Genomic DNA, 19558 nt, shown 5'->3' on the forward strand with positions numbered 1-19558 from the left:
CCGGGGGTCAGGCCACCCGGCAGACCTTCAGCATGTTGGTGCCGCCCGGGTAGCCCATCGGCTCGCCGCAGGTGATCGCGTAGGTGTCGCCCGGCATCAGCACGCCGCGCTCGATCAGCAGGTCCTCGGCAGCCTTGAGCGCCTGGTCGCGGTCCTCGAAGTTGGGCATCAGCAGCGGCGTGACGTTGCGGTACAGCGCCATCTTGCGGTGCGTCAGCGTCTGCGAGGTCAGCGCGAAGATCGGCACGTGGATGCGGTGGCGGCTCATCCACAGCGCGGTGGAGCCGGATTCGGTCAGCGCGACGATGGCCTTGCAGCCCAGGTGGTGCGCGGTGAACAGCGCGCCCATCGCGATCGACTGGTCGATGCGGCCGAACTGGCGGTTGGCGAAATCGGTATCCAGTGTCACGAACTCGGCGTTCTCGGCTTCCAGCGCGATCGCGGCCATCTGCTGGATGGTCTCGACCGGGAAGCGGCCGGCGGCGGTCTCGGCGCTCAGCATCACCGCGTCGGTGCCGTCGAGCACCGCGTTGGCGACGTCCGACACCTCGGCACGGGTCGGCACCGGGTTCACGATCATCGACTCCATCATCTGCGTCGCGGTGATGCAGACCTTGTCGAGCTCCAGCGCCATCTTGATCATGCGCTTCTGCAGCGCGGGCACCGCCGCGTTGCCGACCTCCACCGCGAGGTCGCCGCGGGCGACCATGATGCCGTCGGAGGCCTTGAGGATCGCCTCCAGGTGGGGGATGGCCTCGTAGCGCTCGATCTTGGCGATCATCCCCGGCTTGTGGCGGTAGGGCTCGCCGGCGACGTTGGCCAGTTGGCGGGCCATTTCCATGTCGGTGGCGTTCTTGGGGAAGCTCACCGCCAGGTATTCGCACTGGAAGGACATCGCGGTCTTGATGTCCTCCATGTCCTTGCCGGTCAGCGCGGGGGCGGTGAGCCCGCCGCCCTGCTTGTTGATGCCCTTGTTGTTGGACAGCTCGCCGCCCTGCTTGACGATCGTGTGGACCTGCGAACCGCGCACCGCCTCGACCGTCAGCACCAGCAGGCCGTCGTTGAGCAGCAGCGTGTCGCCGGGCTTCACGTCGCGCGGAAGTTCCTTGTAGTCCAGGCCCACGACCATCTCGTTGCCGGGCTCGGTGCGGTCGGCGTCGAGCACGAAGGGCGTGCCGTTGATCAGCTCGATCTTGCCGTTCTCGAACTTGCCGACCCGGATCTTGGGACCCTGCAGGTCGGCCATGATCGCGACCTGCTTGCCGGCGCGGGCCGCGGCCTCGCGCACCATGCGGGCGCGGTCGATGTGGTCCTGCGCCTTGCCGTGCGAGAAGTTCAGCCGCACCACGTCGACCCCCGCCTGGATCATCCGCTCCAGCACCTCCGGAGACGAGGACGCGGGACCGAGGGTGGCGACGATCTTGGTGGCACGGGACATGGCTTGTCTCTGTCTGAAATTTAGTTACAGCCGTTGATTATGGAGCGGACCAGGCCGCTCCAACCGGTTTCGACAAGTTACGGCTGAGTTTCCAACGCGGGTGCCGCTCAGGCCTTGGCGGCCCGCACGTCCGCGGCGGCCAGCGCCGTCATGTTGACGATGCGCCGCACCGTGGCCGACGGGGTCAGGATGTGCACCGGCCGCTTCGCGCCCAGCAGGATCGGGCCGACGGTGACACCCTGGCCGCCGACGACCTTGAGCACGTTGAACAGGATGTTGGCCGCGTCCAGCGTCGGCAGCACCAGCAGGTTGGCCGAGCCCGACAGCGTCGAGTCCGGCAGGAAGTTGCCGCGGATGTCCTCGGACAGCGCGGCGTCGCCGTGCATCTCGCCGTCGCATTCGATGTCGGGGTGGCGGGCGGCGAACAGGTCGCGCGCGCGCCGCATCTTCAGCGCCGACGGCCGCTTGCTGCTGCCGAACATCGAGTGCGACAGGAAGGCCACCTTCGGCGGCAGGCCGAAGCGCTGCAGCTCCTCGGCGGCCTGGCTGGCGATGTCGGCGAGCTGCTCGGCGCTGGGGTCCTCGTTGACGAAGGTGTCGGCGATGAACAGCGTGCGCTGCTCCAGCATCAGCGCGTTCATCGTCGCGAAGTTGGACACCTCGGCCTTCAGGCCGATCAGGTCCTTGACGTGCTCCAGGTGCGAGTCGAAGCGGCCGACCAGGCCGCAGATCATCGCGTCCGCGTCGCCGAGCTGGATGGCCAGCGCGCCGATGGTCGTGTTGGAGCGGCGCACCGCGGCCTTGGCCATCTCCGGCGTGAAGCCGTTGCGGCCCATCGCGTGGTGGTAGGCCTCCCAGTACTGGCGGAAGCGGTGGTCGTTCTCGGGATCGATGAGCGCCACGTCCTCGCCCAGCTTCAGGCGCAGGCCAGCGCGCTTGACGCGCATCGCGATCACTTCGGGGCGGCCGATCAGCGTGGGCTTGGCCAGGCCTTCATCGAGCGCGACCTGCACCGCGCGCAGCACGCGCTCGTCCTCGCCCTCGGCGTAGATCACGCGGGCGGGATGGGCCTTGGCCTCGGCGAAGACCGGGCGCATGAACATGCCGGTCTGGTAGACGAAGCGCGAGAGTTGCTCGCGGTAGGCGGCCATGTCCTGGATCGGACGGGTGGCGACGCCGGATTCCTCGGCCGCCTTGGCCACGGCCGGCGCGATGCGCAGGATCAGCCGGCTGTCGAAGGGCTTGGGGATCAGGTAGTCGGCGCCGAAGGCCAGGTCCTGGCCCGGATAGGCCGCGGCGACTTCCGGCGGCGTCTCGGCCTTGGCCAGCGCGGCGATCTCGCGCACGCAGGCCAGCTTCATCGCCTCGGTGATCTTGGTGGCGCCGCAGTCCAGCGCGCCGCGGAAGATGTAGGGGAAGCACAGGACGTTGTTGACCTGGTTCGGATAGTCCGAGCGGCCGGTGGCGACGATGCAGTCCGGGCGCGCCTCCTTGGCGAGCTCGGGGCGGATCTCCGGCTCCGGATTGGCCAGCGCCAGGATGATGGGCTGGCGCGCCATGGTCTTGACCATCTCGGCGGTCAGCACGCCGGCGGCGGAGCAGCCCAGGAACACGTCCGCGTCCTTGACCACGTCGGCCAGCGTGCGGGCCGGGGTGATCTGGCAGTAGCGGCGCTTGGATTCGTCGAGCTTGGCGGCGTCGGCGCGCTCGCTGTGGATCACGCCCTTGGAGTCGACGACGAAGACGTTCTCGCGCTTCACGCCCAGGCCGACCATCACGTCCAGGCAGGCGATGGCGGCGGCGCCGGCGCCCGACACGGCCACCTTCACCGCACCGATGTCCTTGCCGACCAGCTCCAGGCCGTTGAGCAGCGCCGAGCTGGAGATGATCGCGGTGCCGTGCTGGTCGTCGTGGAAGACGGGGATGTTCATCCGCGCGCTGAGTTGCTTCTCGATGTAGAAGCACTCGGGCGCCTTGATGTCCTCGAGGTTCACGCCGCCCAGCGTGGGCTCCATCGCCGCGATGATCTCGACCAGCTTGTCGGGATCGCGCTCGGCGAGCTCGATGTCGAAGACGTCGATGCCGGCGAACTTCTTGAACAGGCAGCCCTTGCCTTCCATCACCGGCTTGGCGGCCAGCGGGCCGATGTCGCCCAGGCCCAGCACCGCGGTGCCGTTGGTGACCACGCCGACCAGGTTGCCGCGCGAGGTGTACTCGGCGGCCAGCGACGGGTCCTTCTCGATGTCCAGGCAGGGATAGGCCACGCCCGGGGAGTAGGCGAGCGACAGGTCGCGCTGGTTGGCCAGCGGCTTGGTCGGCGTGACGGCGATCTTGCCGCGCGTCGGGGTGCGGTGATAGTCCAGCGCCGCTTCGCGCAGGGCGGCTTCGGCGGGGCTCAGGCCGAGGCCGTCGTTCTTGTCGGTCATGCAAATCTCCGTCGCTGTGCGTGGAATCGAGCCCCGCGGCGTCTGCCGGGGGCGCGTCTGTAATCGGCCGGTAACGGTGCCCGGGGGGCGCCGAGCTTAATCCTCCCGGTCCCGCGATGCGATGAATTCAGCTTTAACTGCCATGCAAAGATGGCAATCGCTCATGCAGGCAATGAAGCGCGCATCGGTATTTGCCCCTAAGTTAGAGCGATCCCCCAAGATCCGGCGCCAAGTGCGCGCAGGCCGTGCACCGACTGCAATGTGCGAGAAGCGCGCTCAGGGTGTTCCCTGAGAGGCCGGGGAGCGCGCGCGGACGCGGGTTCATGCCTTTTGTCATGGGGCTGTCTTTTGACATAGGCTGGCGCCCTCGCCGGGCCGCGCCCGCACTCCAGACACATGACGCGATGAAGAATGCACTCCGCCTCACCACCCTGGCCCTGCTGATGCAGCTGGGCGGTCTCGCGATGGCGGCCCAGCCGCAATCGGGCCTCGAGCTCAAGAGCTTCGACAAGTCGGTGCGCCCGCAGGACGACCTGTTCCGCGCCGCCAACGGCCACTGGCTGGACACCACCGAGATTCCGTCCGACAAGGCCTCGTACGGCGCCTTCGTGCAGCTGCGCGACCTCTCCGACAAGCGCGCGCGCGGGATCATCGAGGAACTGGCGAAGAAGAAGGGCAAGGCGGGCAGCGTCGAGCAGAAGATCGGCGACTACTACGCGTCCTACATGAACACGGCGGCCATCGACAAGGCCGGCCTGGCGCCGGTGCAGCCGCTGCTGGACAGCATCGCCGCGATCCAGACGCGCCAGCAACTGGCCGCATGGATGGGCAAGCAGATGGGCGTGGTCAACACGCCAGTGCCGCTGGGCATCGAGGCCGACTTCAAGGAGCCGACCATCAACCGCCTGCTGACCTGGCAGGGCGGCATCGGCCTGCCCGACCGCGACTACTACTTGAAGAAGGACGACGAGCGCCTGTCCAAGGCGCGCGACGCCTACAAGACCTATGTCCAGACGCTGGCCAAGGCGGCCGGCCTGAAGGATCCGGCGGCGGTCGCTGACCGCGTCCTGGCCTTCGAGCACAGCCTGGCGGAAGTGCAGTGGGACAAGGTCGAGAACCGCGACCCGGTCAAGCTCTACAACCCGATGACGCCGGCCGAGCTGGCGCAGAAGGCGCCGGGCTTCGACTGGGCGGCGTTCTTCGAGGCAGCCTCGCTGCCGGGCCTGGACAAGCTGTCGGCCTCGCAGCCGAGCTATCTGACCGGCGCGGCCAAGCTGCTGAACGAAGTCCCGCTGGACGACATCAAGACCTACCTGACCATCCGCGTGCTGGACGGCGCGGCGGACACGCTGCCCAAGGCCTATCGCGACGCGCACTTCGCCTTCCATGGCACGGCGCTGACGGGGGCCAAGAGCGAGAAGCCGCGCTGGCAGCAGGCGGTGGAGAACGTCAACGGCGCGCTCGGCGAAGCGGTGGGCGAGGTCTACGTGACGCGCTACTTCCCGGCCGCCGACAAGGCGCGGATGCTGGAGCTGGTCAACAACCTGCTGGCCTCGTACAAGGAGTCGATCGACAAGCTGAGCTGGATGACGCCGGCCACCAAGGCGCAGGCCCAGGACAAGCTGTCCAAGTACATGGTGAAGATCGGCTACCCCGACGTCTGGCGCGATTACAGCAAGCTGGAAGTGCGGCCCGGCGATCCGGTGGGCAACAGCCTGCGCGCGGCCAACTTCGAATGGCAGCGCCAGGCCGCCAAGGCCAGCAAGCCGGTCGATCGGCGCGAGTGGCTGATGACGCCGCAGACCGTCAACGCGTACTACAACCCGACGCTCAACGAGATCGTCTTCCCGGCCGCGATCCTGCAGCCGCCCTTCTACAACACGAAGGCGGACGACGCGACGAACTACGGCGCGATCGGCGCGGTCATCGGGCATGAGATCAGCCACGGCTTCGACGACCAGGGCAGCCAGTTCGACGGCAATGGCGCGCTGCGCAACTGGTGGACCGACGAGGACCGCAAGGCCTTCGAGGCGATCGGCGCGAAGCTGGTCGCGCAGTACGAAGGCTATGAGCCGATCCCGGGCAAGCACCTCAACGGCAAGCTGACGCTGGGCGAGAACATCGCCGACCTGTCGGGGCTGCAGATCGCGTTCAAGGCCTACCAGCGCTCGCTGGGCGGCAAGCCGGCGCCGGTCATCGACGGCTTCACGGGGGAACAGCGCTTCTTCATGGGCTGGTCGCAGGCCTGGCGCGAGAAGGCGCGCGAGGAGCGCCGGCTGCAGCTGCTGACGGTGGATCCGCACTCGCCGCCGGAGTTCCGCGCCAACGGCGCGGCGATCAACCACGATGGCTTCCACGAGGCGTTCAAGACCAAGCCGGGCGACAAGATGTTCAAGGCCAGCGAGGATCGCATCCGGATCTGGTGATCGGGGCAGTACAGCTCAGAGGAACGAACGGCCGGGATACCCGGCCGTTTTTGTTTGCGCGGCGGCGTGGCGGATCGCCGGGGAGACCCCTCTCCCCCACCCTCTCCCCGCATAGCGGGGCGAGGGAGTTCTTGGGAGTCGCGCGGTTCAAGCGTTCAAGCGTTCAAGCGTTCATGAATGGCGCCGCACTCCGCATGAACTCCCTCGCCCCCCCGGGGGAGAGGGCAGGGGAGAGGGGGCGCTTCGAAGGGCAGCAGCCAGCCTCAATGGGTCAGTGCCTCCCGATCGAGCGCCCGGCTGGCGCCGAGCAGCGGGGCCTGATCCACCTCCTGAACGACGAAGGTCGGAATCGCCCGCAGATAGGACGTCAGGCGTCCGCAGGACTCGAATCGCGTCCGGAACGGACTTCGGTCGAACCACTCGCCGAGCCGCGGCACGATGCCACCGCCGATGTACATCCCGCCTCGCGCGCCCAGCGTGAGCGCGACCTGTCCCGCGACGTCCCCGAGCAGTGCGCAGAACAGCGTCACGACCTCGCTGCTGAACGGCTCCCCGGCCAGCGCCGCCGCCGTGATCGCCGGCGCGCTGCGCCCTTCACCCGGCTCGAGCTTGAGCCCGCGCAACGCCGCCATCGCCGTGTACAGGTTCTCCAAGCCCGGCCCGGACAGCGCGCGTTCCGCCGAGACGTGTCCGAAGCGCCGATGCAGCAGATCCAGCACGGCCCGCTCCTCGGGCTCGTACGAGGACAGCGTCGCATGCCCGCCCTCCCCGCTGACCGCCGTCATCGGCCCGCCCTCCTGCGACGGCAGCAGCGCCGATACGCCGAGCCCGGTCCCCGGCCCCACCAGCGCCTTCACCGCGCCCTCCACCGCCTCGCCGCCGCCGACCTTGCGCGTCGCCTGCGGTCCGAGCGCCGGCAGCGCGAGCGCGAGCGCGGTGAAGTCGTTGATCACCAGCAGCCGCTCCGCGCCCAGCGCCGATTGCAGCGCGCGCGTCGAGAAGCTCCAGTGGTGGTTGGTCATCCGCACGTGATCGCCGGTGACCGCCGTCGCGATGCCGATCGCGCAGCTGCGCGGCCGCGGCAGGCCCTCGCGATGCAGGTGATAGAAGATCGCGTCCGTCAGCGTCTCGAAGTCCTGGCAGACATAGCTGGCCAAATGCTGGAGCGGCTCCATCGCGCCCCCCTGGCTGGCAAAGCGCACCTGCGTCGCGCCCACGTCCGCCAGCAGCCGAGCCGGTGCCGGTCCGCGCTGCCTCATCCCTCGTCCTCCTTCACCGGTGCTCCCGGACCTCGTGCGGCAGACGGGATGCCCGCGCGCGAAAGGCCTGGATGCTGCCACAGTCCGCTGCGGATTCCAGCTTGACGTGGCCGGCACTCAGCGCGCTCCGCTCAACGCGGCGCCGCCCTGAACGCGGCGATCAGATCGCGATACCAATGCGCGCTGTCCTTGGCCAGACGCTGCTGCGTCGCGTAGTCGACATGGAACAGTCCGAAGCGCTTCTGATAGCCCGAGTTCCACTCGAAGTTGTCCAGCAGGCTCCAGTAGAAATACCCGCGCACATCGGCCCCCAACGCCACCGCCTGCGCCAGCGCCTCCAGATGACCGCGCAGATACGCGATCCGCGCCGCGTCGCCGACCCGGCCATCGACGACCTGGTCCGCATTGGCCATGCCGTTCTCGGTGATGACGATCGGGGGCGGCGTGTACTCGCGCGTGATCCGCAGCAGATGCTGCGTGAGCGCCTGCGGATAGATTTCCCAGCCCATGTCGGTGAAGCCCAGTTCCCCCGGCGGTGTCACGAACTGCTGCTGCGCGTTGAGCACGCTGCGCGTGTAGAAGTTGATGCCCAGGAAGTCCAGCGGCTGCTGGATCAGCGCCAGGTCCCCGTCCAGCAGCTTCGGCGCGTCGGCGCCCAGGTGCTCGACGATGTCGGCCGGGTACTGCCCGCGGAACACCGGGTCCATGTACCAGCGCACGTTGGTGCCGTCGTCGATGCGCGCGGCGCGGCGGTCCGCCTCGCTGAGCGGATCGGCCGGGAACGAGGGCGTGTGGTTGAGCACGATGCCCAGCTGCGCCTTCGGTCCCACCGCGCGCATCGCCTGCATCGCCGCGCCATGCATCATCAGCAGATGGTGCGAGACCTGGTAGGCCTCGGCCCGGCTGGTGTGTCCGGGCGCGAACTGCGCCGTCTCGTAGCCCAGCGTCGCCGAGCACCACGGCTCGTTCAGCGTCGCGATGGTCGCGAGCCGGTCGCCGAAGCGGCGCGCGATCTCCGCCGCGTACTCGGCGAACAGCGGCACAACGTCCCGCGACAGCAGCCCGCCGATCGAATCGTCGAGCGCCTGCGGCAGGTCCCAGTGGTACAGCGTCGCATTGGGCTTGATGCCGGCGGCGAGCAGTTCGTCGATCAGCCGGTCGTAGAACGCGAAGCCGGCTTCGTTCCACGCGCCTCGCCCCGAGGGCTGCACCCGCGGCCACGAGAACGAGAACCGGTAGGCCTCCAGCCCCAGCCACCGCATCAGCTGCACGTCCTGCGGATAGCGGTGGTAGTGGTCGCAGGCCACCTGGATGTCGGAGCCATCCTTGATCCGGCCCGGCTGGGCGCAGAAGCGGTCCCAGATGGACTCGCCCTTGCCGTCCTCCCGGCCGGCGCCCTCGATCTGCGCGGCGCTCGTCGCCGAGCCCCACTGGAAGTCCGCCGGCAGCGACCGGATCAGCGATTGGAGCGTGGCCGTGTCGGCGGCGGGGTGGGCGTCGTTCGCGTGCATGGTGGTGAGGGTGGCGGCCGGGACGGAGGGCGCCGGCATCAGAAGTTGTAGCCCGCGTTCAGGCCGAAGGTGCGCGGCGGCGCGTACTGCGCGGTCCAGATCGGATTGGCGAAGCTGCCCGAGCTGCCGGCGCTGGTCTTGATCTTCTCGTCCGAGACGTTGCGCACGAAGGCATCGACGTACCAGTTCTTCCTCGAGGTGTAGCGCACGCTGATGTCGGCCGTGGAGTAGGCCTTCTGGCGGTCGCCGTCGCCCAGGTTGAACACCGACAGCCAGTTGGCCGTCTGGTAGTGGTAGCTGATGCGCGGCGCGACCTGGTCGCCGTTGGACAGCGGGAAGACATGCTCGTACAGCAGCTGCAGCGCGAATTTGGGCGCGTGCGGCAGCTCATTGCCGGTGACGTTCAGGCAGGCGCCGGTCAGGTTGGGCTCGGTGCAGGCCGGCAATTGGTAGTCGTTGGACGCGGCCACCAGCTGGCCCAGCTTGGTCTTGGTGTACGAGGCCGACAGCTGCAGCTTGTCGTCGTTGGTGATCATCCAGGCGGTCTCGACCTCCAGGCCCGACACCTTCGCGCCCTCCGCGTTGGAGTACGCGAACTGCCGGTTGCCGTTGACGATCACCGGCGCGCTGAACTGAAAGTCCTTGAACTTCATGTGATACGCGCTGACGTTGAACGTCATGCGGCCATCCAGCAGCGAGGTCTTGTAGCCGAGCTCGTAGTTGGTCAGCGTCTCCGGGCCGTAGGGCAGGCCGCCGTCGCCGGTGCCGCCGGACTTGTAGCCGGTGGACACGCTGGCGTAGGCCATCGAGCGCTTGTCGATGTCATAGGCCGCGCGCGCCAGCCAGGTCGTCTTGCTGCCCTTGTAGTGCGCGTCGTTGATGTTGCCGGCGGAGTAGCCGTTGGCCGGATCGGACGGATCGATCGTCGGGTTCAGCGGGATCTGCGGCGCGGCCGGGTTGCCGGCCCAGAACCAGCCGCGGCCGCCGACGTTCTTGCGGTCGTCATGCGTGTAGCGCAGGCCGCCGGTCAGGTGGAAGGACTCGCCCAGGTTCCAGGTCGCCTGGCCGAAGGCGGCCTTGGAATCGACCGTCTCCTTGGGCTGGATGAACGAGCCCTGCCAGTTCACGGTGCCCTGCTGGGTGCCGTTCATGATCGGGATGTCGAAGCGGATGCCGTTGTCCTCGGCCGCGTAGTAGAGACCCAGCACCCAGTCGACCGCCTGCTTCTGCGTGCTCTGCAGCGTGACTTCGTGGCTCTGGCTGCGGTAGCGGGTCCAGACGGTGTTGTCCTCCTGGTGCGGACCGCCGGTGGTGAAGCTGGTTGGCGCGATCACGCCGAAGTCCTGGTCGAAGGTGCCCGAGCCCTTGAAGTGCGTGTAGCCCGCGACGTAGGCCAGCGCCATGCCGCCCAGGTCGTACTCCATGCGGCTGCGGATCGACGTCGAATCGCGCTTGAGCGTGGGCGCGGTGTCGATCAGCGCGGACCACAGCTTCTCGCCGGCGCGCGGCGTCTGCATCAGGCTCATCGACGGCGTGCCGCGATCGGCGAACTGCTCCACCGACAGGTCCCAGCGGAACTGCTTGACCGGCTGCCACAGGAAGCTCAGCCGCGCGGCGGTCTGGTCCTGCGCGTTGTACTTCGGCCCGCCGGTGACGAACAGGTTGTAGTTGATCGGCTGGAAGGCCGGCAGGTTGCCCGCCGTGTTGGCCGCGTTGTAGGCGGCCTGCTGCTGCGCCAGCGAAAGCTGCGCCGGCTTCTGGTAATCGACGTAGCCGTCATGCTGCTCATGCATGAAGGCCACGCGCATCGCCAGCGTGTCGCCCAGCGGGATGTTGATCGCGCCCTTGGCGCCCAGCCGGTTGTAGCTGCCGACGCCGGCCTCGACATAGCCGGAGTTGTCCTTCAGCACCGGCTTGGCCGTCTTCATGTTGATGGTGCCGACGGTGGAGTTGCGGCCCCACAGCGTGCCCTGCGGACCGCGCAGCACCTCGACGCCATCGAGGTCGAACAGCATGGTCGCGGCGCCTTCGGGGCGCGGCGCGAAGACGCCGTCGACGAACAGCGCGACCTCGGGGTCGGCGTACTCGGTCTTGGCCGAGTCGTTGCCGATGCCGCGCAGCGTGATGCTGACGATGCCGTGGTCGCCCTGCCCCGTGCCCTGCATGCTGGGCACCAGGTTGAAGACGTCCAGCAGGCTCTTGACGTGAGCGTCGTCCAGCGTCGACGAGCTGATCGCGGTCACCGCGACCGGGGTCTTCTGCAGCGAGGTCGCGCGCTTGGTCGCGGTCACCACGACCTGCGGCAGCGCCTTGTTGTCGCGGCTGTCGGCCGCGGGCGCCGCGGCGCCGGAGGTGTCAGCCTGCGCGGCGGGCGCGGGAGCATCGCCCGCCGGTGTCGATTGAGCGTGCGCGGCGCCGGCCAGCAGGGTGAGCACGGCGATCTGGATGGGCGTGGACAGGCCAAGGCGCGGCCGGCGGGTAAGGCGGTCAGTCATGTTGTCTCCTGATGGGCTCTTCGATGAAAGCTCTTTCCCGGTGAGGGATTCGTGATCTTCTGGTGATGTTTTGCAGGATCGTAGGCAATGCATGACAACGTTGTCAACGCCCCGGTTGACATCGTTGTCATGTTGGTCACTATCATTTACCCGTAGTCCCGCGGCATCGATGCCCACGGGATTTCCCTTCATCGAGGGCCGGAACAGGCCTCAGGAGACAGCGGCATGCAAGCGATCCAGGACGTCCTCATCGTCGGCGGCGGCACCGCCGGCTGGCTCACCGCCGCCTTCCTCGCGCGGCAGCTCGGCACGGCGCGCGGCGGGGTGCGCATCACACTGGTGGAGTCCAGCGACATCGGCATCATCGGCGTCGGTGAAGGCACCTTCCCGTCGATCCGCGGCACGCTGTCAGCGATCGGCATCCCGGAGGGGCGTTTCCTCGAGGCCTGCTCGGCAACCTTCAAGCAGGGGGTGCGTTTCGACCACTGGGTGAGGCCGCCCGGATCGCCCGGCGCCGAGCACTACTTCCATCCGTTCAGTCAGCCCAGCCAGCGCGCCGGCGCGCCGGAACTGCTGCCCTACTGGCTGCTGGGCGAGGCCGGCAGCGGCCGCGCCTTCGCCGAGGCGGTGACGCTGCAGAAGGCGGTCGTCGACGCGCGGCATGGCCCCAAGCGCGCCGGCGATGGCGACTACCTCGGCCCGTTGAATTACGCGTACCACTTCGACGCGGGCCGCTTCGCGGCGCTGCTCGCGGATCACGGCCAGGCGCTCGGCGTGAAGCGCGTGATCGCGACCGTCGACCGCGTGGACCTCGATGAACAGGGCGCGATCGCGGCGGTGCACACACGCGAGGCCGGCACGCTGTCGGCCGGGCTGTACATCGATTGCAGCGGCTTTCGCGCGCGATTGATCGGCGAGGCGCTGGGCGCGCCGTTCCGGTCGATGCGGGACGTGCTCTTCGTCGATCGCGCGATGGCGATGCAGGTGCCCTATGCGCGGCCCGACGCGCCGATCGCGTCCTGCACCATCGCGAGCGCGCAGCAGCATGGCTGGATCTGGGACATCGGCCTGCAGGAACGCCGCGGCGTGGGCCATGTCTACAGCAGCCGGCACTGCGACGATGAGGAGGCCGAGCGCACGCTGCGCCGCTACATCGGTCCGGCTTCGGACGGCCTGACGCCGCGCCGTTTGACGCTGGACATCGGCTATCGCGAGACGCAGTGGGTGAAGAACTGCGTGGCGGTGGGGCTCGCGGGCGGCTTCCTCGAGCCGCTGGAGTCCTCGGGCATCGGCCTGATCGAAACGGCGGCCTATCTGATCGGCCAGCTCTTTCCGTTCAATGGCGAGATGGCGCCGGTGGCCAGGCACTTCAATGCGTTCATGTCCGCGCGCTATGCCCGTGTCGTCGACTTCATCAAGCTGCACTACGGACTGACCCAGCGCACCGACTCCGCGTTCTGGCGCGACAACGCGGATCCGGCCTCGTTCACGCCGACGCTGCGCGACCAGCTCGCGATGTGGCGCTCGCGGCCGCCGCAGCGGCTGGACTTCATCACCGACGTCGAGATGTACCTGCCCGCCAGCTGGCAGTACGTGCTCTACGGGATGGAATTCAAGACGGCGCTCGGCGCGGGCGCCGCGGCGCTGACGCGCGGCGAGGAGGCCCGGCGCGAGTTCGCCACCATCGCGCAACTCGGCGCGCATGCGCTGCGCGACCTGCCGCCGCATCGCGCGCTCATCGAGCAGTTGCTGGCGCGCGGCGGGCACGACCAGCGCGCCGCATGAACGCGGCGGCCCTCAGGCCTTCTTCATGCGGGGCGACGCCTTCGCGCCCAGCGCGGCGGTGGAGTCGCGCACGACCAGCTCGTGCGGCAGCACGCGGTGGCGCAGCCTGGACGTGGGGCCCGGTTCCGCGTCACGCGGCGCGCCGATGAGCAGGTCCACCGCGGCGCGCGCCATGTCGTCCATCGGCTGGCGCACCGTCGTCAGCGGCGGCCACACACGCGCGGCGGCGGGTGTGTCGTCGAAGCCCGCGATCGACAGGTCGCCTGGCACCGACAGGCCCAGCCGCTGCGCCGCGGCCAGCACGCCCAGCGCCATCTCGTCGTTGCTGGCGAAGACCGCCGTCGGGCGCTGGCGGCGGCTCAGCAGCTGATAGGCCGCCTCGACACCGCTCTCGAAGGTGAACGCGCCTTGCACCACCAGGTCCTTGTCCAGCGCGATCCGGTGCGCCTTCAGCGCCGCGAGGTAGCCCTGGTAGCGGCGCTTGGAGGCGACCTGCTCCTTCGCGCCCTTGATGATCGCGATCCGCGTGTGCCCCAGGCTGATCAGCAGATTGGTGATCTCCTCCGCGGCGTGGATGTCGTCCATGCGCACGCTGGGATGGTCGGGGTCGTCGGCGGCCGGGGAGATCAGCACGCAGGGCGTCTGGCTCTCGCGCAGCGCGTCCAGCACCTGAGGGTTGTCGCACAGCGGCGGGGTCAGGATCATGCCGTCGGGCCGCAGCGCCGACACCATGCGATCGACCTGCGACGCCAGGTCCGGCGCATCGTTGTGAAGCGACTCCACCACGAGGTGGTAGCCGGCCTCGCGGCAGCGCAGCGTCGCACCCTGCTGCACGCCGCCGACGAAAGCGGCCGACGGGTCGTAGTACAGCAGGCCGATCAGGAAGGAGCGCCCGCCCGCCAGGCTGCGCGCGGACTGCTTGGGCCGGTACTTCAACTCGGCCACGACCTTGAGCACGGCCTCGCGCGTTTCGGAGTGGACGCCCGGCTCCTGGTTCAGCACCCGGGAGACCGTCTTGATGGACACGCCGGCTTCACGCGCGACGTCGATGATGGTGGCGGGTTTGTTTGGCGGCATGGGCGGTCTGGAAAGTCGCCCGACTGTGCCATACCGGCGGCCCGGCGCCGGAAATGAAGAAGGCCCGCATGTGCGGGCCTTCATTCAATGGGGCGAGGCCGCGACGGGCGCTCAGCTGGCCTGCGGCGTGGCGTCGCCGCCCTGCGCCTGCTGCGCCGCCTGGCCCAGGCGCTGCGTCAGCTCCTTGCGGAAGCGGTTCAGCTCCTGGACGCTGGCGAAGCTGCGCTCCATCAGCAGGCTCATGTTGTGCAGGATGCGCTCGACGACCTTGTTCTCCCAGACGCTGTCGAACTGGATCTGCTTGTCCAGCCAGCGCTCCAGCCATTCCGGATCGGGCAGGCGGCTCTGGATGGTGTCGCGGGGGAACAGCTTGGCGTTCACATGCAGATTGGTCGGATGCAGCGCCTGCGCGGTGCGGCGCGCGCTGGCCATCAGCACGCCCACCTTCGCGAACGCGGCCTTGGCCTCGTCGCCGAACTTGGACATCGCGCGCTTCATGTAGCGCAGATAGGCACCGCCATGGCGGGCCTCGTCGCGCGACAGGGTCTCGTAGATCGCCTTGATGACCGGCTCCGTGTGCCATTCGGCGGCGCGGCGGTACCAGTGGTTCAGGCGGATCTCGCCGCAGAAGTGCAGCATCAGCGTCTCCAGCGCCGGGGCCGGGTCGAACTCGAAGCGCACCTCGTGCAGCTCGGCCTCGGTCGGCACCATGTCGGGACGGAAGCGGCGCAGGTACTCCATCAGCACCAGCGAGTGCTTCTGCTCCTCGAAAAACCAGACGCTCATGAAGGCCGAGAAATCGCTGTCGTCCTTGTTGTCGCGCAGGAACATCTCGGTGGCGGGCAGCGCGGACCACTCGGTGATCGCGTTCATCTTGATCGTGCGCGCCTGATCGTCAGTCAGCTTCGATGCGTCGAACTTGTCCCACGGGATATCCGTGTCCATGTTCCAGCGCACGGCCTCGAGCTGCTTGAAAAGTTCGGGATAAAGCATCGTCTGCGTCCTGTTAAGCGCGGCGGATTCTACCGGTCGCACCATGACATTCCCTTACGGCATCGGCCTGTGGGGCAATCTGGCTTAATCGTGCGTTCAACGAATTCCAGGAGACTCGGCATGAATCGTTCCTTCGCTTCCTTCCTGCGGCGCGCCGCCTTCATCGGCGCAGCGCTGATCGCCCCGTTCGCGACCACGAGCGCTCACGCGACACCGGCGGCCGAAGCGGCCGCCAGCGCGTCCTGCCCCGACCTGCTCAATCGCTCGATGCCGCGCCTGCAGGACGAGAAGCCGCAGGCGCTGTGCCAGTACGCCGGCAAGGTGGTCCTCGTCGTGAATACCGCTTCGTTCTGCGGCTACACACCGCAGTACAAGGCGCTCGAAGCCATCTCCGCGCGCTATGCGGACAAGGGGCTGGTGGTGCTGGGTTTTCCGTCCGGTGATTTCGGCAACCAAGAGTACGGCTCCAACAAGGAGATCGCGGAGTTCTGCGAGAACACCTTCAACGTGAAATTCCCCATGTTCAGCAAGAGCAGCGTCGCGGCGGGAAAAGCCGATCTGAATCCGCTCTTCGCCGACCTGGCCAAGCGCACCGGGCAGACGCCGAAGTGGAACTTCCACAAGTACTTGATCTCGCGCGACGGCAAGCAGGTCATGAGCTTCGCATCCGGCGTCAGTCCGGACAGCGCGCCGTTCACGCAGGCGCTCGAGAAGCTGCTCGCGCAGCCGCAATGAGCGGCATTTGGCGCCGCTGAATGGCGATTTTGAAAAACCTGATCAAACCCATTCGCGCCCGCTTGTAAAACCTGAATGTCGGGCGCGGGAGGAGGCAATCGGCACGCCTGTCGCGAGGGGTCGTCATCGGGCTGAAAACTGTCCCGGCTAGCCGGGACACCAGTGACAGTTGCTCACTTTTTCGTCGCGCGGCGGGGTGACATCGGCGGCGAGCGGCTGCACCATAGCGACTCGATCAACATTTCGCTGACGACAAACCGCAGCACCCGCCGTCCGTACCAGCGCTCGCTTTGACGACGCTTAAACGGGGTGGAAGGGGCAGCAGCGTTCGAGGGCATTCGGGGGTTTCCACCAGTGCCGCGAGCGATGGCGGTACAGTGCAGACATCTCTTTCAGCCGCAAGACCTGCTTCCTCGTGAAGCTGAAATCCCGAGGCCTTTCTCCTCCTCCTCCCTCCCTCCCTCGTTGGCCAGGGGCGTCTTGAGGCTACTTTTCTTCCCAGGGCTTCCGCATTCGCGGAAGCCCTTTGCATTTGGGCGCGGGAAAACGCCGGAAACGGCAGAAAAGCGAGGACGGGGAGAAGAACGGGGCCGCTCAGGCGAGCCAGCCCTTGCGCCGGAAATAGATGAAGGGCGCGGCCACCGAGGCCACCATCAGCCCCAGCGCGAAGAAATAGCCGTACTTCCACTGCAGCTCCGGCATGGACGCGAAGTTCATGCCGTAGACGCTGGCGATCAACGTCGGCGGCAGCAGCGCGACGCTCGCCACCGAGAAGATCTTGATGATCTTGTTCTGGTTGATGTTGATGAAGCCGACCGTGGCGTCCATCAGGAAGTTGATCTTGTCGAACAGGAAGGCCGTGTGCGAATCCAGCGAGTCGATGTCGCGCAGGATCTGACGCGATTCCTCGAACTGCTCCGCGTTGAGCATGCGGCTGCGCATCATGAAACTGACCGCGCGGCGGGTGTCCATCACGTTGCGCCGGATGCGGCCGTTCAAGTCCTCCTCGCGCGCGATCGCGGACAGCACCTCGCCGGCCTCGGTGTCGTTGACGTCCTTCTTCAGCACGCGGGCGCTGACCTTCTCGAGGTTGTCGTAGATGCCCTCGAGCACGTCGGCCGAGTATTCCGCGTCCGCGTCGTAGAGCTTGAGCAGCACGTCCTTGGCGTCCTCGATCAGCGCCGGAATGCGGCGCGCGCGCAGCCGCAGCAGGCGGAACACCGGCAGGTCCTCGTTGTGGACCGAGAACAGCACGTTGTTGACCAGGATGAAGGCCACCCGCACGTTGCGGGGCGCCTCCATGTCGTCGATCAGGAAGTCGGAGCGAATGTGCAGCTCGCCGTTGTCCTCCTCGTAGAAGCGGGCGGACTCTTCCAGGTCTTCGTCGACGATGTCCTCGGGAATCACCAGGCCGAAGCGTTCGCGGATCCAGTCCTTCTCCTCGGCGGAGGGCGACTGCAGGTCGACCCAGACCGGCTGCCGGTCGGCGCCTTCCACCGAACGCAGGTCGGTGGCGGTCGAGATCTCTTCCTGGACCATGCCGCCCTTGAGGCGGCCGTTATCCAGCGTGAACACATTGAGCATGCGGATCCTTCGTCGGCGATGGCGCGCTGAGGCGAACGCGCAAGCCGGAGTGCGCGTTGACGGATCGCTGGGATCGCCGCGGCGCGAGATTGTCGGGGAGCGGACGGCGCGGGCCTGTGGCGCGCGCCAGGGGGTCGAGGGGGCCCGTCTCACTCCGGACAGACGTCGCGGCGGCGTTGGATGCGCTGGGGCGGAACGCTCAGAAGCCGCGGCGGCTGGACGCTGGAGTGGACGGCCACAGAGGGTGGTCGCTGTCCAAGGAGGACTCCAGTAATCGGGACGCGGGATTATCACATCGCGCTTCCGACGGCGGCAACGAGGGCAGCAACACGCGGCCCCAGGAACAGGTCCGCCGCGCAACATCCAGCATTCCAGCACGGACCCCGCCATGCTGCAAGGCGGGAATATTCGCCCCCAAACCTTGCTTTTGATCACTTGCCGGACCCGGTGAACGGGAGCAGACTGGGCCCGTCTTCTTCACTGATTCCGGCTCAGAACCCGCATGCCATCGGCCCTCGCGGCCTTCCGGGTCCCTCGCGGACCGCCCACTTCCAGGCAATTCCTGTTCCTCCATCCGCTTCCTCCACACCACCGGCCGTCCAGCCGTCGGTGTGCCCTTCGACCCTCTGGAAACTCCCCCAACCCAGACTCAGCCTCGCTCTTTTCCCGCGGCATCCGCCGCCGACTCCGACTCTGTTTCCGACCCAACCCTTGTGAAAGGAGGCTTTATGAACCTGACCATCAGCGGCCACCATCTCGAAGTGACACAGGCTCTGCGCGAATACGTGCTGAACAAGCTCAGCCGGGTGCTCCGCCACTTTGACCAGGTCGTGGACGTCAACGTCCTGCTGACCGTGGAGAAGCAAAAGGAGAAGGAACGACGTCAACGCGCTGAAGTCACGCTGCATGTGAAGGGACGCGAAATCTTCTGCGAGCACTCGCACGAGGACCTTTACGCCGCCATCGACGAACTGATGGACAAGCTGGACCGCCAGGTCTGCCGCCACAAGGACCGCGTGCAGAACCATCACCACGAATCGGTGAAGCGGATGGATCTGAGCGCCGGTTGACCGGCCACAGGACGCCGCCCGCGGCCACGCGCCAGGCGGCGACGTCCTTCCGGACCTTGGGGATTTCCCGAGGTCCTGCCCGCAAGGCGGCCCATCGGGCCGCCTTTTTGCCAGGGATTGTTGCAATGCAACACCAAGGGCGACGTTTTCACAGGAGCGTCGCATCCGTCACCCCCCCGCGGCCAGCGGGATTCCTATAATCCGATCCCTCAACCCTCGAATCTGCGCCCGCTGGCGCAGGCTGCTTCCCCAGCCAACCGGCCTTCGTGACCGGTCATTGCCCGATGAATCGTCTCGCCGCCATCCTTCCCGCCAGCAACGTGCTGGTCGATGTGGACGCTTCCAGCAAAAAGCGGGTCTTCGAGCACGCCGGGCTGCTCTTCGAGAACAACCATTCGATTTCCCGCGCCGCGGTGACGGACAACCTGTTCGCCCGCGAGCGTCTGGGCTCCACCGGCCTGGGCCATGGCGTCGCGATCCCGCATGGCCGGATCAAGGGCCTGAAGAATCCGCTGGCCGCCGTGCTGCGTGTGCAGCAACCCATTGGCTTCGACGCGCCGGACGACGAGCCGGTGACGCTGCTGATCTTCCTGCTGGTGCCCGAGGCCGCGACGCAGAGACACCTGGAGATCCTGTCCGAGATCGCCGAAATGCTGTCCGACCGCGAACTGCGCGAGCGTCTCAAGACCGAGGCCGAAGCCGCCACCGTGCATCGCCTGATCGCCGACTGGGAGCCGCTGAAGTCGGTCGCCTGACCGT

At 67.5% G+C, this 19558-nt stretch carries 13 protein-coding genes; 5 read left to right on the forward strand and 8 right to left on the reverse strand.

The annotated features are described in order from the left end of the window. Window positions 1–7: 7 nt before the first annotated feature. Complete coding sequence (pyk, locus tag ABDW61_RS08960; RefSeq protein ID WP_343638103.1) at window positions 8–1438, reverse strand: pyruvate kinase; 1431 nt, start codon at window positions 1436–1438, stop codon at window positions 8–10. Between the two features lie 107 nt (window positions 1439–1545). Beyond that, entirely contained in the window at window positions 1546–3864 is a 2319-nt protein-coding gene (locus tag ABDW61_RS08965; protein ID WP_343638104.1) for an NADP-dependent malic enzyme, read from the reverse strand. A gap of 404 nt (window positions 3865–4268) precedes the next feature. Here ABDW61_RS08965 and ABDW61_RS08970 point away from each other — a divergent pair, with 404 nt between their 5' ends. After that, window positions 4269–6290 (forward strand): M13 family metallopeptidase, encoded by a 2022-nt coding sequence (locus ABDW61_RS08970; protein ID WP_343638105.1) that lies wholly within the window; start codon window positions 4269–4271, stop codon window positions 6288–6290. A gap of 263 nt (window positions 6291–6553) precedes the next feature. Here ABDW61_RS08970 and glk read toward each other — a convergent pair whose 3' ends face one another. The 3 genes from glk to ABDW61_RS08985 form a co-directional block, all read right to left on the reverse strand. Continuing rightward, window positions 6554–7549 (reverse strand): glucokinase, encoded by a 996-nt coding sequence (glk, locus tag ABDW61_RS08975; RefSeq protein ID WP_343638106.1) that lies wholly within the window; start codon window positions 7547–7549, stop codon window positions 6554–6556. 131 nt (window positions 7550–7680) lie between these two features. Then, a complete protein-coding gene (locus ABDW61_RS08980; protein WP_343638107.1) occupies window positions 7681–9099 on the reverse strand; it encodes a GH1 family beta-glucosidase in 1419 nt (472 codons plus the stop codon). Further along, entirely contained in the window at window positions 9099–11555 is a 2457-nt protein-coding gene (locus ABDW61_RS08985) for a TonB-dependent receptor (protein WP_343638108.1), read from the reverse strand. Before ABDW61_RS08985 ends, ABDW61_RS08980 begins: the two co-directional genes overlap by 1 nt. A 225-nt stretch (window positions 11556–11780) precedes the next feature. Between ABDW61_RS08985 and ABDW61_RS08990 the strand changes: the two genes are divergently transcribed. Beyond that, entirely contained in the window at window positions 11781–13340 is a 1560-nt protein-coding gene (locus tag ABDW61_RS08990) for a tryptophan halogenase family protein (RefSeq protein ID WP_343638109.1), read from the forward strand. Between the two features lie 12 nt (window positions 13341–13352). Here the strand turns inward: ABDW61_RS08990 and ABDW61_RS08995 are convergent, their stop codons facing one another. Next, the gene (locus tag ABDW61_RS08995) at window positions 13353–14417 is read right to left on the reverse strand and encodes a LacI family DNA-binding transcriptional regulator (protein ID WP_343638110.1); all 1065 of its coding nucleotides are present in this window, start codon (window positions 14415–14417) and stop codon (window positions 13353–13355) included. A gap of 111 nt (window positions 14418–14528) precedes the next feature. After that, window positions 14529–15410: a ferritin-like domain-containing protein gene (locus ABDW61_RS09000; protein ID WP_343638111.1), complete on the reverse strand. Its 882-nt coding sequence runs from the start codon at window positions 15408–15410 to the stop codon at window positions 14529–14531. Window positions 15411–15530: 120 nt separating this feature from the next. Here ABDW61_RS09000 and ABDW61_RS09005 point away from each other — a divergent pair, with 120 nt between their 5' ends. Beyond that, the gene (locus ABDW61_RS09005) at window positions 15531–16145 is read left to right on the forward strand and encodes a glutathione peroxidase (RefSeq protein WP_343638112.1); all 615 of its coding nucleotides are present in this window, start codon (window positions 15531–15533) and stop codon (window positions 16143–16145) included. Between the two features lie 594 nt (window positions 16146–16739). Here the strand turns inward: ABDW61_RS09005 and corA are convergent. Next, window positions 16740–17729, reverse strand: a complete 990-nt coding sequence (gene corA / locus ABDW61_RS09010) for a magnesium/cobalt transporter CorA (protein WP_343638113.1) — start codon at window positions 17727–17729, stop codon at window positions 16740–16742. 728 nt (window positions 17730–18457) lie between these two features. Here corA and raiA point away from each other — a divergent pair. Then, window positions 18458–18799, forward strand: coding sequence for a ribosome-associated translation inhibitor RaiA (gene raiA, locus ABDW61_RS09015; RefSeq protein ID WP_343638114.1), 342 nt, complete (start codon window positions 18458–18460; stop codon window positions 18797–18799). Window positions 18800–19083: 284 nt separating this feature from the next. Then, window positions 19084–19554, forward strand: coding sequence for a PTS IIA-like nitrogen regulatory protein PtsN (gene ptsN / locus ABDW61_RS09020; protein WP_343638115.1), 471 nt, complete (start codon window positions 19084–19086; stop codon window positions 19552–19554). Window positions 19555–19558 lie beyond the last annotated feature (4 nt).

Origin of the sequence: Roseateles sp. (genome assembly GCF_039595595.1) — a bacterium.
Classification (GTDB): Bacteria; Pseudomonadota; Gammaproteobacteria; order Burkholderiales; family Burkholderiaceae_C; genus Roseateles.

Bases quoted from the DNA above. Each gene is read 5' to 3' on its own strand.
- ABDW61_RS08985 (WP_343638108.1), bottom strand. From the start codon at position 11,555: ATGACTGACCGCCTTACCCGCCGGCCGCGCCTTGGCCTGTCCACGCCC.
- glk (WP_343638106.1), bottom strand. From the start codon at position 7,549: ATGAGGCAGCGCGGACCGGCACCGGCTCGGCTGCTGGCGGACGTGGGC.
- pyk (WP_343638103.1), bottom strand. From the start codon at position 1,438: ATGTCCCGTGCCACCAAGATCGTCGCCACCCTCGGTCCCGCGTCCTCG.
- raiA (WP_343638114.1), top strand. From the start codon at position 18,458: ATGAACCTGACCATCAGCGGCCACCATCTCGAAGTGACACAGGCTCTG.
- ABDW61_RS08995 (WP_343638110.1), bottom strand. From the start codon at position 14,417: ATGCCGCCAAACAAACCCGCCACCATCATCGACGTCGCGCGTGAAGCC.
- ABDW61_RS08980 (WP_343638107.1), bottom strand. From the start codon at position 9,099: ATGCCGGCGCCCTCCGTCCCGGCCGCCACCCTCACCACCATGCACGCG.
- ABDW61_RS09000 (WP_343638111.1), bottom strand. From the start codon at position 15,410: ATGCTTTATCCCGAACTTTTCAAGCAGCTCGAGGCCGTGCGCTGGAAC.
- ABDW61_RS09005 (WP_343638112.1), top strand. From the start codon at position 15,531: ATGAATCGTTCCTTCGCTTCCTTCCTGCGGCGCGCCGCCTTCATCGGC.
- corA (WP_343638113.1), bottom strand. From the start codon at position 17,729: ATGCTCAATGTGTTCACGCTGGATAACGGCCGCCTCAAGGGCGGCATG.
- ABDW61_RS08970 (WP_343638105.1), top strand. From the start codon at position 4,269: ATGAAGAATGCACTCCGCCTCACCACCCTGGCCCTGCTGATGCAGCTG.
- ABDW61_RS08990 (WP_343638109.1), top strand. From the start codon at position 11,781: ATGCAAGCGATCCAGGACGTCCTCATCGTCGGCGGCGGCACCGCCGGC.
- ABDW61_RS08965 (WP_343638104.1), bottom strand. From the start codon at position 3,864: ATGACCGACAAGAACGACGGCCTCGGCCTGAGCCCCGCCGAAGCCGCC.
- ptsN (WP_343638115.1), top strand. From the start codon at position 19,084: ATGAATCGTCTCGCCGCCATCCTTCCCGCCAGCAACGTGCTGGTCGAT.